The sequence below is a fragment of the Chloroflexota bacterium genome, from assembly GCA_020850535.1.
Taxonomy (GTDB): Bacteria; Chloroflexota; UBA6077; order UBA6077; family JACCZL01; genus JADZEM01.
On sequence record JADZEM010000031.1, the window covers coordinates 1 to 17,166 of the forward strand.

General features: G+C 68.8%; 18 protein-coding genes. 4 read left to right on the top strand and 14 right to left on the bottom strand.

All coding sequences use genetic code 11. The features are described from left to right. Positions 1–181 precede the first annotated feature (181 nt). The 10 genes from IT306_05465 to IT306_05510 form a co-directional block, all read right to left on the bottom strand. Positions 182–976, bottom strand: a complete 795-nt coding sequence (locus tag IT306_05465; GenBank protein MCC7367847.1) for an ABC transporter ATP-binding protein — start codon at positions 974–976, stop codon at positions 182–184. Continuing rightward, positions 973–1,671 (bottom strand): ABC transporter permease, encoded by a 699-nt coding sequence (locus IT306_05470; GenBank protein ID MCC7367848.1) that lies wholly within the window; start codon positions 1,669–1,671, stop codon positions 973–975. Before IT306_05470 ends, IT306_05465 begins: the two co-directional genes overlap by 4 nt. Before the next feature lie 7 nt (positions 1,672–1,678). After that, a complete protein-coding gene (locus IT306_05475; protein MCC7367849.1) occupies positions 1,679–2,545 on the bottom strand; it encodes a substrate-binding domain-containing protein in 867 nt (288 codons plus the stop codon). Between the two features lie 129 nt (positions 2,546–2,674). After that, entirely contained in the window at positions 2,675–3,829 is a 1,155-nt protein-coding gene (locus tag IT306_05480; GenBank protein ID MCC7367850.1) for a GntR family transcriptional regulator, read from the bottom strand. Positions 3,830–3,944: 115 nt separating this feature from the next. Beyond that, complete coding sequence (locus IT306_05485) at positions 3,945–6,191, bottom strand: sulfatase-like hydrolase/transferase (GenBank protein MCC7367851.1); 2,247 nt, start codon at positions 6,189–6,191, stop codon at positions 3,945–3,947. Between the two features lie 24 nt (positions 6,192–6,215). After that, positions 6,216–6,962, bottom strand: a complete 747-nt coding sequence (locus IT306_05490) for a ribonuclease Z (GenBank protein MCC7367852.1) — start codon at positions 6,960–6,962, stop codon at positions 6,216–6,218. 249 nt (positions 6,963–7,211) lie between these two features. Then, positions 7,212–7,763, bottom strand: coding sequence for a YceI family protein (locus tag IT306_05495; GenBank protein ID MCC7367853.1), 552 nt, complete (start codon positions 7,761–7,763; stop codon positions 7,212–7,214). 127 nt (positions 7,764–7,890) lie between these two features. Continuing rightward, positions 7,891–8,373: a MarR family transcriptional regulator gene (locus IT306_05500; GenBank protein MCC7367854.1), complete on the bottom strand. Its 483-nt coding sequence runs from the start codon at positions 8,371–8,373 to the stop codon at positions 7,891–7,893. 213 nt (positions 8,374–8,586) lie between these two features. Further along, entirely contained in the window at positions 8,587–9,579 is a 993-nt protein-coding gene (locus IT306_05505) for a GDP-mannose 4,6-dehydratase (protein MCC7367855.1), read from the bottom strand. Positions 9,580–9,907: 328 nt separating this feature from the next. Further along, complete coding sequence (locus IT306_05510) at positions 9,908–10,231, bottom strand: NIPSNAP family protein (GenBank protein MCC7367856.1); 324 nt, start codon at positions 10,229–10,231, stop codon at positions 9,908–9,910. Between the two features lie 535 nt (positions 10,232–10,766). Here IT306_05510 and IT306_05515 point away from each other — a divergent pair. Continuing rightward, positions 10,767–11,798 (top strand): zinc-binding dehydrogenase, encoded by a 1,032-nt coding sequence (locus IT306_05515; protein ID MCC7367857.1) that lies wholly within the window; start codon positions 10,767–10,769, stop codon positions 11,796–11,798. A 78-nt stretch (positions 11,799–11,876) separates the two neighbouring features. Here the strand turns inward: IT306_05515 and IT306_05520 are convergent, their stop codons facing one another. After that, positions 11,877–12,332 carry a hypothetical protein gene (locus IT306_05520; GenBank protein ID MCC7367858.1) on the bottom strand — a complete coding sequence of 152 codons (456 nt, stop codon included), beginning with the start codon at positions 12,330–12,332 and terminating at the stop codon, positions 11,877–11,879. 176 nt (positions 12,333–12,508) lie between these two features. After that, positions 12,509–12,823, bottom strand: coding sequence for a hypothetical protein (locus tag IT306_05525; protein ID MCC7367859.1), 315 nt, complete (start codon positions 12,821–12,823; stop codon positions 12,509–12,511). Positions 12,824–13,142: 319 nt separating this feature from the next. Between IT306_05525 and IT306_05530 the strand changes: the two genes are divergently transcribed. Both IT306_05530 and IT306_05535 read left to right on the top strand, forming a co-directional pair. Further along, on the top strand, positions 13,143–13,361 hold the full coding sequence (locus IT306_05530; protein ID MCC7367860.1) for a hypothetical protein: 219 nt from the start codon (positions 13,143–13,145) through the stop codon (positions 13,359–13,361). Beyond that, positions 13,358–13,711: a hypothetical protein gene (locus IT306_05535; protein ID MCC7367861.1), complete on the top strand. Its 354-nt coding sequence runs from the start codon at positions 13,358–13,360 to the stop codon at positions 13,709–13,711. The genes IT306_05530 and IT306_05535 overlap by 4 nt, the downstream gene beginning before the upstream one ends. Positions 13,712–13,779: 68 nt before the next feature. Here IT306_05535 and IT306_05540 read toward each other — a convergent pair whose 3' ends face one another. Continuing rightward, positions 13,780–15,129 carry a glutamine synthetase gene (locus IT306_05540; protein ID MCC7367862.1) on the bottom strand — a complete coding sequence of 450 codons (1,350 nt, stop codon included), beginning with the start codon at positions 15,127–15,129 and terminating at the stop codon, positions 13,780–13,782. Positions 15,130–15,269: 140 nt separating this feature from the next. Continuing rightward, positions 15,270–15,416, bottom strand: coding sequence for a hypothetical protein (locus IT306_05545; GenBank protein ID MCC7367863.1), 147 nt, complete (start codon positions 15,414–15,416; stop codon positions 15,270–15,272). 275 nt (positions 15,417–15,691) lie between these two features. On the opposite strand from IT306_05545, the gene IT306_05550 reads away from it, so the two are divergent. Further along, positions 15,692–16,834 carry a citrate synthase gene (locus IT306_05550; GenBank protein ID MCC7367864.1) on the top strand — a complete coding sequence of 381 codons (1,143 nt, stop codon included), beginning with the start codon at positions 15,692–15,694 and terminating at the stop codon, positions 16,832–16,834. The last annotated feature ends 332 nt before the right edge of the window (positions 16,835–17,166 follow it).

The following is a 17,166-nucleotide window of genomic DNA, read 5'->3' on the forward strand; positions in this document are numbered from 1 at the left end:
CACGCCCCACGCCCCACGCCCCACGCCCCACGCCCCACGCCCCACGCCCCACGCCCCACGCCCCACGCCCCACGCCCCACGCCCCACGCCCCACGCCCCACGCCCCACGCCCCACGCCCCACGCCCCTCACCCCACGCCCCTCACCCCTCACCCCTCGCCCCTCGCCCCTCGACCCTCGACCTACGATCTCGTCCGGCGGCGACGGCGGAAGAACGCGGCCACGTCCTCGTTGGCCGGGGCGGCCAGGACCCGTTCGGGCGTGTCGAGCTGCGCCAGCTCTCCATGCATGATGACGGCCAGCCTGTCGCCCAGGTCGAGGGCCTCCTCGCGGTCGTGGGTGACCAGCAGCGTGGTCGTGGAGCTTTCGCGGAGCAGCGGCAGGAGGTCGTCGGCCAGGGCTTCACGCGTCGGGGCGTCGAGTGCGGCGAATGGCTCGTCCAGCAGCAGCAACTCCGGCTCCAGCACCAGCGCCCGCGCCAGACTGGTGCGCTGCGCCTCCCCGCCCGAGAGTGTCCGGGCCTGTCGCGCTGCCAGGTGGCTGATGCCCAGCCGCTCCAGCCAGTCACGGATGCGCGGCTCGCGCTCCCGCCGCCCGATCCCCCGCAGCTTGAGGCCGCTGGCGACGTTCTCGGCAACCGTCGTATCGAACAGCAGCGGCTCCTGAAAGACGACCGCCAGCCGCCGACGCGCCGCCAGCGCGCCATGCCGCCAATCGACCGGCACGCCGTTGAGCGAGATGGTCCCCGCCGCCGGTCGGTCGATCAGGGCCAGGGCCGTCAGCAGCGTGCTCTTGCCCGCGCCGTTCGGCCCCACCAGCACGACGATCTCCCCCCGCTGGACCGCCAGACGCTCGATCCGGAGGAGATCCCGCCCACCGCGCCGGATGAGCAGATCGCGCACGTCGAGGTGTGGGGTCGGCCCAGCAGTTCCGGGCGAGGGCGACGTGCCGGCCGCCGGAAGCTCGCCGACGCTCACAATGGCCGTCCGCGCTGCTGGACCCAGGTCAAGAGCGCATTGACGCCGTAGACCAGCAGCAGCAGCACGATGGACAGGGCCATCGCCGTTCCGAACTCGCCCTTGCTGACCTCCATCACGGTGGCGGTGGTCAGCACGCGGGTCTGGCCCATCAGGTTGCCGCCGACCATGATCGATGCGCCGACTTCCGAGATGACGGCTCCGAAGCCGGCCATCGCAGCGGCCAGCAGCGGCAGCCGAGCCTCGCGGATCAGCAGCCAGAGCAGTTGCGGTCGCGACGCGCCCAGGCCGAGGATCTGGAGCCGCAGCTTCGGATTGAGCTGCTGGATGGCGGCGATCGTCAGGCCGATCACGACCGGCAGGGCCAGCACGCACTGCGCGATGATCATCGCGGTGGGCGTGTAGAGCAGCCGGAGCTGTCCGAGCGGCCCGGTCCGCCAGAGCATCACGCTAACGACGAGGCCGGCCACGATGGGCGGCATCCCCATCCCACTGTTGACCAGCGTGATGACGAGGCCGCGCCCGGGGAAGCGCGTCAGCGCGATGGTGCACCCCAGCGGCACGCCCACCAGCAGACAGAGCAGGATCGCCGTGCCCGACACGCGCAGCGAGAGCAGGGTGACCCGCCACAGCTCGGGATCGCCCTGGAGGATAAGAGTCGCCGCCCGGTACAGCCCCTCGAGGAACAGATCCATGGTGGAGCTACCCGCCCGTGCGACGGGCCGGGCGCACATCCGTCTCGACACGCCCGGCATCTGGCGTGAAGATCGGCTGACCGAAGCGGTCCGTGCCGTAGCCTCGGATCAGCTCCTGCGCCTCGGGACCGAGCACATACGTCATGAATGCCCGCGCGCCAGCCTCGTCGATCCACGGCCCCCTGGCCGGGTTGGCGACGATCACGTGGTACAGGCGCAGCAGATCGGGCGCCTTCTCGACCTGGATGGCGAGATCGAGCTGCGACTGTCGCTCCAGGAACGTCGGTCGGTCGGCCAGGGTGTACGCCTGCCGCTCGGTGGCAGCGGCGAGGGTCGCGGTCATCCCCTGGCCGTATGGCTGATACCAGGGCTGCCCGAGCGGATCGATGCCCGCGTCGCGCCAGAGCTGCTTCTCGATCTGGTAGAGCGCCGAATTGTCAGCCCGGCTGATCCAGGCCGCACCGGTCTGCGCGATCCGCCGCAAGGCATCCGCTGGGCTGGAGGTCTGGCGCAGCCCGGCCGGGTCGTTGCGTGGCCCGACGAGCACCTCGTCGCCGTGCATCACCAGCCGCCGCTCGACGCCGTGTCCGGCCCCCATGAAGCCGGGCTCGTCGTCGCCTGCGTCCACCAGCAGCACGTCAAGCTCGCCTCGAATGCCCAGCACCAGCGCGTGCGGCGCACTGACGGCCACCACGGTCACCGAACGCGAGGTCTGCCGCTCGAAGGCTGGCGCCAGCACGTCGAGCAGGCCGGTCCGCTGGAGATCGATGGTCGTGCCGAGGATCAGGGGCGGCTGCTCGGCGCATGCAGCCGCCGGCCACAAGGCGGAGGCGGCCAGCGCGAGGGCAAGCGCGAGCGCCAGCAGGCGCCACACCGACGAGTGCACATATGGCGAGTCGCCCAAGGGGTCAGCCAGTGTGCTTCGCAGGATGAGGTAATCTCCTATGCAGACTCCCCTCTCACGCGTGCGGCGGAGGGGTCGGGGGTGGGGGCTTCTTCCGGGCTACTCGACGCTCCGCACGACGCCGCTCTCCGATGTGTCGTAGCCGCCGAGCGCCGTGACCACCGCGCGGAAGTCGGCAGACCGTAGCGTCTCAAGCACATGCTGCACGGCCGGCAGGGACGCCGTGACCGGCCGCAGGGCCAGCTCGTAGCGCTCACGGGCGACGGGCACGAAGTCGAGTCCGTAGGCGCGGGCCGCCGCCAGGATGCCGAGGCCGGTATCTGCCGTGCCTGCCGCCACCGCTCCGGCCACGGCGAGGTGGGTCGCCTCCTCGCGGTCGTAGCCGGCGAGCGTCAGCGGGTCGATGTGCGCCCGGCCGAGCGCGTCATCCAAGAGGACACGGGTGCCACTGCCCCGGTGCCGATTGACGATGGTGATGCCCGGACGGGCCAGATCCGCGATGCCGTGAATCCCCCGGGGGTTGCCCGGCCGCACGATCAGCCCCTGCTGTCGATGGGCCAGCGTGACCAACAGGACCGTCTCGCCGGGCAGCAGCCGCCGCACAAACGAGACGTTGTGGTCGCCGGTCTCGGGATCGAGCAGGTGGCAACCGGCCAGGTCCGTCGTGCCACGCGCCAGGGCGAACAGGCCGTCCAGGCTGTCGGTCGGCACAACCTCGAGCATCACGGAGTCTGGCAGCGCGCGGAGCCGCCCCGCCAGCACCTCAAGCGCCAGGTCGTGGCTCCCCACGAGCCGCAGGGCGTCCTCGGCGTCGGCAGCCTGTGATTCCTCGTGCACGCCGCCCTGCGATTCCTCGACCCGCGTCGCCCGCCAGCGCGCCAACTGAGCGCTCACGGCCGCCTCGATCTCGGCCTCGGCGTAGCCGGCCGCCAGCGCTTCGAGCACCGCGCTGCCGAGTCGGGCCTGCAGCCGCTCGGCACGAGCCTGACTGACGGGGTCCAGCCCATCGGCGGCCGAGGTCGCCGACGTGCGCGCCACGACAGTGCCGCCACCGGCGCGCGTCTCCAGGATGCCGCGTTCGGCAAGAGCGGCGTAGGCCCGGGCGACGGTGTTCAGGTTGACGCCCCACTCTCCGGCCGCCTGCCTGATCGGCGGGAGGCGGTCGCCAGGACGCAGCTTACCGCTCGCAACGCGGCGCAAGATCTCGGCCGCTATGCGCTCGTACAGGGCATCGGCGTGAGCGAGACGTACCATGGCCTGCTTGTCACAAAACGCGTGTGACGAGTGTACGACAGGGACGGCCACAGCGTCACGGATGGACCTGGGTCGTGGATCGTGGGTCGTGACCCACGATCCATGATCCACGACCCTAGTCTTCGGCGATGGCTGCCCGGCGCTCGGCCGCAGCGTCGCGCGCCTGGTCATCTTCGAGGGTCACGGTCACCGTGTGGATCGTGCCGGTGAACGTGAACGGCGACCGGTAGGCGTCGCTGACCGGCGCGCCGATGTCCCGGCCGCAGTAGAGGCTGGAGCGGGCCGGGTTGATCGCCCAGGTACGCGGGCACTCGACGCTGCCGGCCTCCACCCCATCAATCGAGAGCGTGGCGCGCCCCTGGAGACGCCCCGTCTTGACGAACGCCATGCTGAGCGCGTGCCGTCCCGCCGCGAGCTTCGCCCCCGACGTCACCGCGTACCGAGCCTCGCCAGCGTTGTACTCGAACGTCAGGCGGCCAGCCTTGACGAACAAGGTGTACCCGCCGAAGCGGTTGCCAACCGCCAGCAACACGCCCTCAGCGCCGTCGTTCGGAATCTCCACATCCGCGGCGATGCTGAACGAGCGATTGGTCACGTTCGGTGCGTTCCAGCGCTCGACGCGGGCCATACCGGGACGGTAGACGAACGTCCGGCGCGGGTTCGGGTGGCCGCCGGTCGCGGTGCGGTCGCCGCGCCGGTCGTCCAGGGGCAGGACGTTGTGCAGGCCGGCCTCGGCCCACCACCGCTCCACGAGCTGGCGCAGCCGCTCGGGCTGCTCGGCGGCGAGATCGTCGATCTCCGAGTAGTCGGAGTCCAGGTGGTACAGCTCCCAGCGGTCGGCCTCGAAGTCCGTGCCGGCCGCGTGGTGCGTGACCGCCTTCCAGCCCTGGTGCCAGATGCCTCGGTCGCCCAGCATCTCGTAGTACTGGGTCTGCTTGTGGGTCGGCTCGTCGGGATGATCCAGGCTGTAGGCAAGGCTGGTCCCGTGGATCGGCAGCTGCGGGATGCCGTTGACCTCGGCCGGGGCCTCCACGCCGAGCAGTTCCAGGATCGTCGGCACGATATCCACGACGTGATGGTACTGGTGGCGCAGCGAGCCGCCATCCTTGATTCGGGCCGGCCAGTGGACGATCAGCGGATCGCGGACGCCGCCGCCGTGGGTGTCCATCTTGTACCACTTGAGCGGCGTGCAGCCGGCCTGCGCCCAGCCAGTCGGATAGTGCGGGTTGGTGGTCTCGTCGCCGAGGTGGTCGAGCGCCGCCAGCCCGATCTCGGTCGATTCCTGCACGCCGGCCTGGTACTGGAGATCGACGTTGACGCAGCCGAGCCGCCCGCCTTCGGGGCTTGCGCCGTTGTCGGAGATCAGCATCACCAGCGTGTTGTCGAGCTGGCCGATCGCCTCCAGGTAGTCGATCAGCCGCCCGATCTGCGCGTCGGTGTGCTCCAGGAAGCCGGCGTAGACCTCCATGTGCCGCGCCGCCAGCCGCTGCTCGTCGGCGTCGAGGGTGTCCCAGGCCGGCACCTCCGGATCGCTCGGCGCGAGCACGGTCGCCGGCGGGACGATGCCCATCTCCTTCTGGCGAGCCAGCCACGCCTCGCGCGCCACGTCCCAGCCCTGGTCGTACCTGCCGCGATACTTCTCGACGTACGACAGTGGCACATGATGGGGCCAGTGCGCCGCCCCGAACGCGACGTAGAGGAAGAACGGCCGGTCCTGCCCGGCCGACTGCTGGTCGCGCACCTGCACGATGGCCCGGTCAACCAGATCCTCTGACAGGTGGTAGCCCGGCGTGCCCGGCAGATCGACCGCCGTGGTGCCGTCGTACAGCTCCGGGTGCCAGGAGTCGGTGTACCCACCCGCGAACCCGTACCAGTGATCGAAGCCGCGCTGCGTCGGCCAGTAGTCGAACGGGCCGGCCGCCGAGGCGTGACGCAGCGGCATCAGGTGCCACTTCCCGACCGCCAGCGTGCTGTACCCCTTCGGCCCGATCATCTCGGCCAGGGTGGCGGCGCGCTTCGTCAGAGCGCCCTGGTAGCCGGGGAACCCGACGGCGAACTCGGCCACCGCGCCGACGCCCGCCGCGTGATGCTGGCGACCGCTCAGCAGCGAGGCCCGCGTTGGCGAGCACATCGCCGTCGTGTGGAAGTTCGTGTAGCGAAGGCCGCCGGCCGCCAGTCGGTCCATGTGCGGCGTGCTGATGTCCGAGCCGTAGCAGCCGAGGTGGGCGAACCCGACGTCGTCCAGCACGATGAACACGATATTTGGTGAGCCGGCCGGTGCGCGCGTCGGCTCCGGCCACCAGGGCGTCGAATCGCGATAGCTTCGCCCGATCTGTCCGCTGAAGGTCGTCGGCTCGGTCATCGTTGGCACGCTCCGAAAGGGATTCTAGATGGTGATGGTCTCGAAGTCGGCTGGCACGCGGACGTTCGGCAGGCCGCCGTCGTCCACGTCCTCCGAGTGGTGGGTGATGACGATCGGCAGGTCCGGGAACTCCCGGCGGATGATCCGGACATCGTCAAAGGTCAGGTGGACGGGGTTCAGGTCGTGGTGGGAGTTGCACTCCATCACCAGCGCGTCAGCCCCGGCCGCGATGGCCCGCAGCCCCGGGCAGAGGGTCGTGTCGCCGGAGTAGCCGACCGTCCGCCCGTCAACCTCGATCAGGTAGCCGAAGCACTCCAGGGCCGGGTCGTGATCGACGCGAACGGCCCGGAAGTTGACGCTGCCGGCCGTCTGCGGTCCCTCGTCCACCTCGACGTAGCGGATCTGGTAGCCGCCGCCGACGCGCGCCCGGGCGTTGTCTACCACGTGGTCGAGCGCGCCGGCCGCCACCATGTTCTCGAGGAACGCCTGAATCCCTGGCGGTCCGACGACCCACAGATCGGCCGTGCGGCGCTCGCGGACCAGCGACGAGTACATCACGAACGGCCAGCCGAAGGTGTGGTCGGCGTGGAAGTGGCTGATGAAGACGACCTCGATGTCGTTCGGTTTGATGCCGGCGACGCGCAGGTTGCGGAGCACGGCCGGCGCCGTCTCGACCAGGATCCGGCCGCCGATCAGGAAGCTGTTCCAGTAGCCGGCCGTCGCGTGGAAGCCGCCGGTGCCCAGGAACGTGACAGGAATCGGCGTCGCCATAGGAACCCTCCGCGCAGCGCCCCCGTGTTGCACGCCGTTGCGCGGGCCGGACCGGTCGATGTCCGCAAGGGCTGTCCTGCCGGCGGTGAGTATAGGGCAGCGGCAGAGCGCGGAGCGGAAGTGCGGAAAGCGGCAGGGCGGAATGCTCCACCCTGCCGCTTCGACTACCAGACCGATGGTCGATGTGCGGGACGCGTGGCCCTGCACCTGCCGCGCCTTACGCCCGCCGCGCCTTGCGCCTGCCGCGCCTTACGCCTGCTGCGTCGCCTGGATCTCCAGCGCGATCTTCACCTGCTCGCTCACCAGGACGCCGCCGGCCTCCAGCGCCTGGTTCCAGGTCAGGCCGAAGTCCTTGCGGTTGATGGTGGTGGCGGCGGTGAAGCCAGCCCGCTGCCCACCCCACGGATCCGTGCCCTTGCCGGTCAGCTCGGCCTCGAGCGAGACCTCCTGGGTGATCCCGCGCAGCGTCAGGTTGCCGACCACGGCGAACGACGTGCCCGAGCGCGGGACCACGCCCGTCGACTCGAAGGTGATCTGCGGGAAGCTGTCCACGTCGAGGAAATCGGCCGACCGGAGATGGCCGTCGCGGTTCGTCTCGCCGGTGGCGATGCTGGCGGCGTCGATGGTGGTCGAGACCGCCGAGTTGGCCAGGTTGCGCTCGTCAAGGGTGATCGTGCCGACGACGTTGGAGAAGCGACCCTTCACAGTCGAGAACATCATGTGCTTGACGGCCAGCTCCACGACCGAGTGGGCCGGATCGATGTTCCAGGTGGAGACGGCGGTCTGGGTGTCAGCGGACATGAAAGGCTCCTTTGGTGCGGCAGGGGAGACGTCACCCCCGCGCCATACGACGATGATACAACGATCAACTGTCCAGTAATGAACATATGGACAGCAGCAGCAGGTGGATCTGGGCGCACGCCTGATCTCAGGAGGTCAGGCTGTGGTCGAGCTTTCGCAGCAGGCCACTGAGTGTGGCCTGCTCGTCGGGGCTGAGCGCCGCCAACTGCTCGGCGATGCGGCGCTCGTGGGCCGGTACGAGGCGGTCGTGCAGCTGTTTTCCCTCCGTGGTGAGGTAGAGCAGGTTGGTCCGGCCGTGCGGGCGTCGCTCGACCAGCCCGGCCCGCTCCATCCGGTCCAGCAGCTGGCAGACGTTGCTCTTGGTCACGAGCAGCGCGTCGGCCACCGCTTGCTGGGTCGCGCCTTCGGCCGCGCCGACCTGCACCAGCACGTCGAACTGCCCGACGCTGATGCCCTCGCGGCGCATCTCCTCGGTGGTCGCGTGCTGGATCTTCTGGTACACCCGCATCAGTCGGACCCACGCTACGACGCCCTGTTCGGGGCGGCGCAGCGTCGTCCGTTCGGAGACGGTGGACTTCGGGGCGGTCGGCACGGCGATCTGGCGTTTCATCGTTCACTCATGAACTCAAACCACGGAACGGGGCGGCGTATTCCCGTCCGGCGGTGCGATTCTCGGCAGCGTGGGCGATGCGCTGGCGGCGATATCGGGCTCGCTCTGCGTGGCGGCCGACGCCCCGGCCCGACTCAGGCCCAGCGGCCGTCTCAAGGCGGACCGACGGCTGCGCCGCCAGCGATGGCCGGACCGTGAGCGAGCGCCGGGCCGCTACCGCGCGGCCGGCCCCTCCCGCTCGAGATCCTTCTCGACCATCAACGAGACCAGCCCGTCGAAGTCCACCTTCGGGGACCAGCCGAGCGCTTTTCGAGCCTTCGAGGCGTCTGCCTGGAGCACGTCCACCTCGGCCGGCCGCAGCAGCGAGGAGTCGTAGTCGATGTACTCCTCCCAATTCAGCCCGACGCAGCGGAACGCCGCCTCCGCGAAGTCACGGACGCTGTGACACTGGCCGGTCCCGATGACGTAGTCGTCGGGCCGCGCCTGCTGGAGCATCAGCCACATCGCCTCGACGTAGTCGCCGGCGTAGCCCCAGTCCCGCTTCGACTCAAGGTTGCCCAGGGTCAGCCGGTCCTGCACTCCGAGCTTGATGCGAGCCGCGGCCTTCGAGATCTTCCGGGTGACGAACTCCGGGCCGCGCCGCGGCCCCTCATGGTTGAACAGGATGCCGCTGCACGCGAACATCCCGTAGCTCTCACGGTAGTTGACGGTGATGTGGTGGGCGAACACCTTCGCCACGCCGTAGGGACTGCGCGGATGAAAGAGCGTGGCCTCGTTCTGAGGGGCCGGGGCCGCGCCGAACATCTCGCTGCTGGACGCCTGGTAGAAGCGAATGCCCGAGCTGGCCGCCGCGCTGGCGTTCGCGCCCTGCACGTTACGGATCGCTTCGAGCACCCGCAGCGCGCCGAGGCCGGTGACGTTGCCCGTCAGCTCCGGCTGGTTCCATGAGAGGCTGACGAAGCTCATGGCGCCGAGATTGAAGACCTCGTCGGGCTGGCACTTCTGGATCGCACTGATCAGCGACACCTGGTCGGTCAGGTCGCCTTCGAGCAGGCGGACGTCGGGCACTTCGTCCTCGACGATCGCCCGCTTCGGGTTGTGCTGTCCGCGCATGAGGCCGTAGACCTCATACCCCTTCTGCAACAGCAGCTCGGAGAGGTGCCGGCCGTCCTGCCCGGTGATGCCGGTGATCAGCGCGCGCTTCATGGCGATCCTTTGTTCAGTGCGGTGACTGGAGGCGAAGTCTACGATCCCGGGCGCGCTGTGACCAAATCCCAGGGGGGTCTGGCCGTCGCGATCCCACCAGGGCCTGCCTGACCCGAGAGCACAGGCCCGAACGCAGCGTGCTGCCGGACTGGGCAGACGGCCGACACGGATGCGCCGGCCAGGACTCGCAGTGCCGATGCTACCGGAGGTGGATACTGCAACTGATTGAGGCTGGTAGCGGCCACCCGGATTCAGAAGGCTGGCCGCCGGGCGCGCCAGGGGGGGCAGCCCACTCCCACATCGTGCGGGGAGCAGGCTGCGCGCACCGCTACCGGATCACCGACTTGGGCGTCGCCTCCAGGCGCGTCACCTTGATCTGCTCGCGGTCGATCAGCTCGCCGACGCGCGGCCCGATGACGTTCTTCCAGGTGTCGCTCTGGTACACCGCCTCGTACAGCCGCTCGCGCTCCTCCTCGCTCTCGAAGCGGCGAATCCAGACGTACAGATCCTTGTCCTCCTCGCCGGTCCACATCCCGGCGATGACCATCCCCTTCGAGGTCTGGAACGGCACGATCTCTTCTTCCATCAGCTTGACCCAGGCGTCCCGCTGGCCGGGGCGCATTCGGTACTGACGAAGCTCGAAGAATGCCATGGTCGAAGTCTCCCCTCCTGCCGGGCGCACCAGTCAGAGTGCGCCGGTTCATTGGCAACGGTGGCAACAGACGCCGGCTCGCGGCGGTTGGCACAGGATACCCCGGGACAGCGCCATCAAGTGTGCACCGGCATCGCACGTCCTCGCATTGCACCGCACGCCACGACCAGGGCGATTGCATGTTGATGTCGTCGTGCCGCCGCGTCGGGGCTTGAAAGCCCCGCCTACGATCCTGCAGTCGCTGCGCGACGCTCCAGTCGCACCAGTGCCTGCCGTTTCCGGCGGCCGTCGCGCAGCGACGGTGTGACTGTAGGCGGGGACTTCAGTCCCCGACCGCCCGTTCCATGATGCTTCGGGGACACCAATGAACATGCAATCGCCCTGACGTCACGACACCGGATCGCACCTCAGCACGCGGCACCGGAGCATCGCCACGGACTACCATGCCTGAGGACGCATCCCGCCGGCCGCTGAGCCAGCGGGGTGCACCAACGCCACGCAATCTCGTCGAAGCGATTGGGAGGGCTGAGAACCGATGAAGGGTGTGTACTTCCCTGGTGAGCGCACCGTCGAGCTGCGCGACTTCGCCGATCCTGAACCGGGGCCACGCGAAGTCCTGGTGCAGATGAAAGCCTCAGGCATGTGCGGCAGCGACCTGTCCGGCTACCGCGCACCGAAGGCGGTCCGCGCGCAGCGCCCCCCGAACGTGGCCGGCCACGAGCCGTGCGGCGTGGTGGTGGCGCGCGGCTCACAGGTGTCCGAGAACGCGGCGCCGATTGGCCAGCGGGTGATGATCTATCACTACAGCGGCTGCGAGAAGTGCAAGATGTGCCAGATCGGGTACTACCAGATGTGCCCGTTCGAGGCGAAGGTGTACGGCGGCATGTACGACGGCGGCCACGCGCCGTACATGAAGGTCCAGCCGTACATGCTGGTGCCGTTGCCGGACGAGCTGACCTTCGAGGAGGGGGCGTCGGTCTCGTGCGGCACGGGCACGGCGTATATGGCGGTGAAGCGGCTGGCCGTCTCCGGCCGGGACACGCTGGCGATCTACGGCCAGGGACCGGTCGGCCTGAGCGCCACGATGCTGGCGAAGGCGATGGGTGCGCGGGTCATCGCCGTGGACGTGGGCAGCGAGCGGCTGCAACTGGCGCGGGACTTTGGCGCGGATGAGGTGGTGGACGCCAGCGAGGTCGATCCGGTCAAGACGATCTACGACCTGACGAACGGCTGGGGCGCTGAGGCGGCGCTGGACTGCACCGGCAACGCCACGGCCCGTGCGAACACGGTCCGCAGCACCCAGAACTGGGGCCGCGCCTGCTTCGTGGGCGAGGGCGGCGAGGTCCATCTCAACCCGACCCCGGACATCATCCACCGCCAGATCACGCTGTACGGCTCGTGGACGTTCAACCCGGTCGGGCAGGCCGAGTGCGCGCGGTTCGTGGTGGACCGCAAGGTGCCGCTCGGCAAGCTGCTGACCCACCGCTTCAAGCTTGAGGAGGCGGAGGCCGCCTACAAGCTGTTCGACACCCAGACGACGGGTAAGGGCGTCTTCCTCTTCGACTGACGGACATCGGCATTCCAGGAGGCGCGCACCCCTGGCCCCCGCTCCAGCGCGCCTGGAGCGGGGGTCACATCGTCGGCCTCAGCCGCGGTGGCCGGGGTAGGCCGGCCCGCGCTCCGAGTACTCGGCCACGATGCGGGTGTGGATCTCCGCCCAACTGTTGCCTGCGTTCGCCCAGGCAACGGCGTCGAGCGCTTCATCCTGGCACGTCTCGCAGCCCGAGGCGTGCTCCTCGACCTCCCCATTGGCCTGCACGAAGCAGTCGGCAAGGTTGATGTGCGGCTTCGGCATCACGCCGCAGCCGCAGTAGCAGGGGAGCGTCGCCATCAGCTCGAGGTTCGCGAACGCCACCGAGTAGGCGTTGCGGGATTTTGGCGAGCGGGAGACCCAGGCCGGCCAGCGGCCTGTCGGACCGGGGCCGCCGCTCGCGCCGAACCAGCGCTCGCTCGCCCGGCCGACGGCGGCCCAGGCAGCCACGCCGCCCAGCCCGAGCAGCCCGCCGAGGACGGCGCGTCGCGCGATCGGTCTGGCATGCATCAGCCGGACACCGCCTTCAGCGTCAGGGTCACAAGGGGCGTCTCCGGGCTGTCGGTGGCGAGTCGGATCTCGAAGCGGTGCGGGCCGCCCATGCCGGTGTGCATGATGTAGGGGTAGCGCACGGTGATGGTCTCGCCGGGCTTGACGACCGTCGAACTGACGGCAGGGGTGGCCGGTCAACAGCCCTCCAGCATCTGCACCTTCGGGTTGCCGGTCAGGCGGACGGGCTGGCCCCCGGTGTTCGCCAGCGAGAACTTGCCCTCAACCATCTTGTCGAACGGGACGCGCCCGAGATCGACGGTGGCCTCGCTGGCGACGAGACGCCCGGGGGCGCTGGCGTCAGTCGCGACGCGCGCCGTACCTGACTGCAGCCAGCCCGGCTCCGTCCAGACAAGCGCTGCGACGATGACGGTGAGGACGAGCAGGCCACCGGCGAGCAGCAGCGGGCGGGCAACGGAGCGTTGGTGCGCCTTGCGCGTGCGTTTCGACATGATTCGCCACGTCCAGGAGTGGAGTCCACGAGGCTCTCTCTATGGATACGTGACGCACGTGGCCAGCGAGCCGGGGCAGCCGTCCCGCGTCATGACGGACAGGTGTCCCCTCGTCGATCCGCGCGGATGGGGCAGTGCGCGGCGGCAGCATATCTGGTGACGACGGCTCATGAGATGCTCCTGCTGAGAGGTCGCGGCGGAATGGGTATGATCCTCATGTCACCTATGGACGGGGTCCAGTCAGCCGAACAGGCGCAAAGGGCGAGATTGATTCGAACGCGCCGTTCCAAATGTGCGATTTTCGAGGAGTGTGTAGCGCATGAGTCGGCCGGACATCGTGCGCCCACTCGCGAATGGCTGGGTTGAGGAGATCCACATCAAGAAGCACTACCGCCCAGATGGCAGCCAGTCGCGGGTTCGCCGGCTTCGCGATGCAGCCGGGGTCACCCGTGAGGTGTGGCATGAAGTCGTCGGAGCAGACGGGGCGCCGCTGCACGGCCCCCATCTGAAGTACCGTGCCGAGGAGCCAGAACGATGATGCAGACGGACAATCTGCCAGTCGTGTCCGCACTGACACAGGCTGCCGAATCGATCATCAGCGAGTACCCGGCGCTGCCCGCTGTTGCCACGGATCGGGCCATCGCACTGCTCGCACTCTGGGCGGCCGACGCCATCGCGGCTGGCCGGCTTGCCCCAGTCGATGCAGACACCACATTCACACGCCTGTTCGTGGCGCTCGGTGACGTGGTCGACGGCCCCGAGATCGCTGAATCGGCCGGCCAGCTTCTGCTTGAGGGCATGACGCTGCACGACTGGGGTACGCCGTTCTCTGGCAACCTCAGCGAGCTACGCCGCCTGGCATTCGGCATCCTGACGCCGGCCGTGTGAGGCAAGCACGGATAGGCCTGCTGTCACACCCTCTGACCAGATGAAGCACCGTTGCTCCAGAGTAGGACTCAGTATTTCCAAAAGTGGTGCTTGTGTTCGAAGGCCGAGCCCTGGCTGGAGAACGCGCCCCACTCCGAGCGGCGCACGGCCACGTAGGAGGTCGCCAGCAGTGGCCCGAGCGCGTCCATCAGCACCTCGTCGGCTTCCAGCGCGTCCACTGCCGCCGACAGCGAGTCCGGCAGCCGGTTGATGCCACGCTCGGCGCGCTCCTCGTCGGGGATGGTGTCCGGGTCCACCAGTACGAGTTGCTCCTCGCGCAGCTCAAGCCGCCGCGTGATGCCGTCCAGGCCCGCCGCGATCACCCCGCCAAGGGCGATGTATGGATTCGCGCTGTTGTCCGCCGACTTCAGCTCCAGGTTGATCGAGCGCATCTCCTGGCCGGCGTAGGTGCTCGCCACGCGGACGGCCGCCTCGCGGTTGTCCGGCCCCCAGCAGGTGAACGCCGAGCTCCACGAGCGCGGCTGCAACCGGTGGTAGCTGTTGTAGCTCGGGCAGGTCAGCGCCACGAGGCCCGGCAGATGCTCCAGCAGGCCGGCCGCGAAGTGCCGCCCGAGCGGGCCGAGCTGATACGGCGCAGCCCGGTCGAAGAACAGGTTCTCCTCGCCGGTCGGATCCCAGACCGAGAGGTGGATGTGGCAGCCGTTGCCCGCCTGGTCCGGCCAGGGCTTCGGCGCGAACGAGGCGAAGTAGCCGTGCTTGAAGGCCACGGCACGGATCGTCTCGCGGTACAGGATCTGGTTGTCGGCCGCCCGCAGGGCCGGGGCGTAGCCGATGGACAGCTCCTGCTGGCCGCTGCCCAGCTCCGGGTGATACTGCTCGACGCGCAGCCCCTGCTTCGTCAGCGCCTCCACGATCTCGTCGATCACCGTCGCCGCCGTCTGAAACCCGACCGTGCTGAAGCACAGCGACTCGTCAAACGGCACGTAGCGGTCGTCGACGCGCACCGCCAGCGACCATTCCGGCTCGAAAGCCGCCTTGACCTGCAGCCCCTCGTTGGTCGCGCGGCGGATCATCCGCTTCAGGAAGCTGCGCGGGCACGCCCCCCACGGCTTGCCGTCGCGCGTCTGCATGTCCGCCAGCATCAGCCCCGAGCGGGCGGCATACGGCAGCACCACGAACGTGTCAGCATCGGGGATCAGGCGGATCTCGCCGACCGGGCCCATCCCCTCGACCGCCTGGAGCTGATCGAGCAGGTTCATCGCCTGCATCGCCACCGTCAGCCCGATGCCGCCCTCCATGCGGCTCTCAAGCCCGTCGCTGTGCGACGCCTTGCCGCGGATGACACCGGCGTTGTCGCAGTACAGAAACCGCACCAGCTGAATGTCAGTCGTGCGGAGCTTGCTCAGGACATCGGCCATCGCCACGGCAGCCTCCTCGACCCCGGTCAACCCCGGTCGTGGCGATTGTACTGGTCTGAACAGGCCGGCGCGGGAGTATCTGGACGCCGGCGCCAGCCCGAAACCTCGCGCGGACAACGCCCGCGCGATGATCTCAAGGTTCAGGCGTCGGTGGCAGACTCCTGGTCGCCCTCGGACGGGTCCGTCCGGGCGAGCGAGCCGTCTGGCAGCGCGCCGTAGACTTCGGACATCAGCTGCGCGCGGTACTCAGGATCGCGCAGGGCGCGGATGATCTCATCGACAAGCATGGTGAACCTCCCCAACTGTTTGGAACAGCGTGGTCGCTGCGAAATCACGCGGGCCGCCACGTACGCGTGCAACCGTGCATCAACGATGACAACGGCGCACCGTGTGTCGGTAGTGACAACGTACCGCCCCAGAGGTCGCCCGGGCCGTCAACCCGGCGATGACAAGGCTGTTCCGCTTCGGACAGCGACGTATACTTCTCTCTCCGAGGGACTTTGCGCCCTGATGCAGGCGACGCCGCTCTGGCCGGCGCGCATCCCGCGTGTGGGAGGACAGCATGAGCGTGGGCTCCGAGAAGGTCATCGCCGGGCTTGAGGGCGTCCTGGCCGGCGAATCGTCGATCACCTTCCTGGACGGACTCGCCGATCCCAGCGTGCTCGAGTACCGTGGCTACAACATCCACGACATCGCCGAGACCACCAGCTTTGAAGAGATCGCCCACCTGATCCTCTTCGGCACGCTCCCAAACAAGGCCCAGCTCGGCGCCTTCGAGGACGAGCTGAAGGCCGCCCGCGTGGTCGATCCCCGGGTGATCGCGACCATCGAGGCCCTCCCGAAGGGCATTCATCCGATGGCTGCCTTCCGCACCATCGTCTCGACGCTCGGCTGCTACGATCCGCAGGCCGAGGACAACAGCGCCGAGGCGAACCGCGCCAAATCGGTGCGGATGACGGCCCAGTTCGCGACCATCGTCGCGGCGCAGAACCGGATCGCCCAGGGCAAGCCGGTGGTGGCCCCGGACCTCTCGCTCGGGCACGCCGACAACTACCTCTACATGCTGAATGGCGAGCGGGCGACCCCTGAGTCGATCCAGACGTTCAACACGGCCATGAACCTGTACGCCGAGCACGAGCTGAACGCCTCGACCTTCGCGACGCGCGTCGTGGTCGGCACGAACTCAGACCTCCACTCGGCCATCGTGGCGGGCATCGGCGCGCTGAAGGGGCCGGCCCACGGCGGCGCGGCCGATGACTCCATCGCGCTGCTCAAGGAGATCGGCGAGGTCGAGAACGTCAAGCCCTGGGTGGACAAGGCGTTCTCCGAGCGGCGGCTGATCCCTGGCTTCGGCCACCGCGTCTACAAGACCGGCGACGCGCGCACGCCCCACCTCCGCAACATGTGCCGCACGCTGGCCGAGCGCTCGTCCGATGCGACCTGGGTCGAGATCGCCCTGGCCACCGAGGACTACATCCGCTCGATGAAGCGGCTGGTCGCCAACGTGGACCTGTACGCGGCGGCTGCGCTGTACTACCTGGACTTCCCCCTGCACCTGTTCACGAACTTCGTGGCCTCGGCCCGCATCGTCGGCTGGTGCGCCAACGCGATGGAGCAGTTCGAGAAGAACCGGATCATCCGCCCGCGCCTGAGCTACGTCGGCCCGCGCCAGCAGAAGTTCCTGCCGCTGGAGGAGCGCGCGTAGGCAGCAGTCTCGCCAACGAGACGCATCACGATCAGCAACGCCCAGACGGTGCCGGTCTGGGCGTCTTGCTTTCCCACAGCAGTTCAATTGGCGAGCGCTGCAATCGAACCAGATAACGCAACAGGGCGATTGCATGTTCGCTGGTGTTCCCGAAGCGCGACGGACGCCGGGAACAGCGTCGTCCGGTGAGACCGGGGCGTCGCGAAGCGACTGCAGGATCGTAGGCGGGGCTTTCAAGCCCCGACGCGGCGGCACGACACACGCAACATGCGATTGCCCTGGATGACACGACCGCACATTTGAACGGCGCCAACCCCCGGGGTATCCTGCCA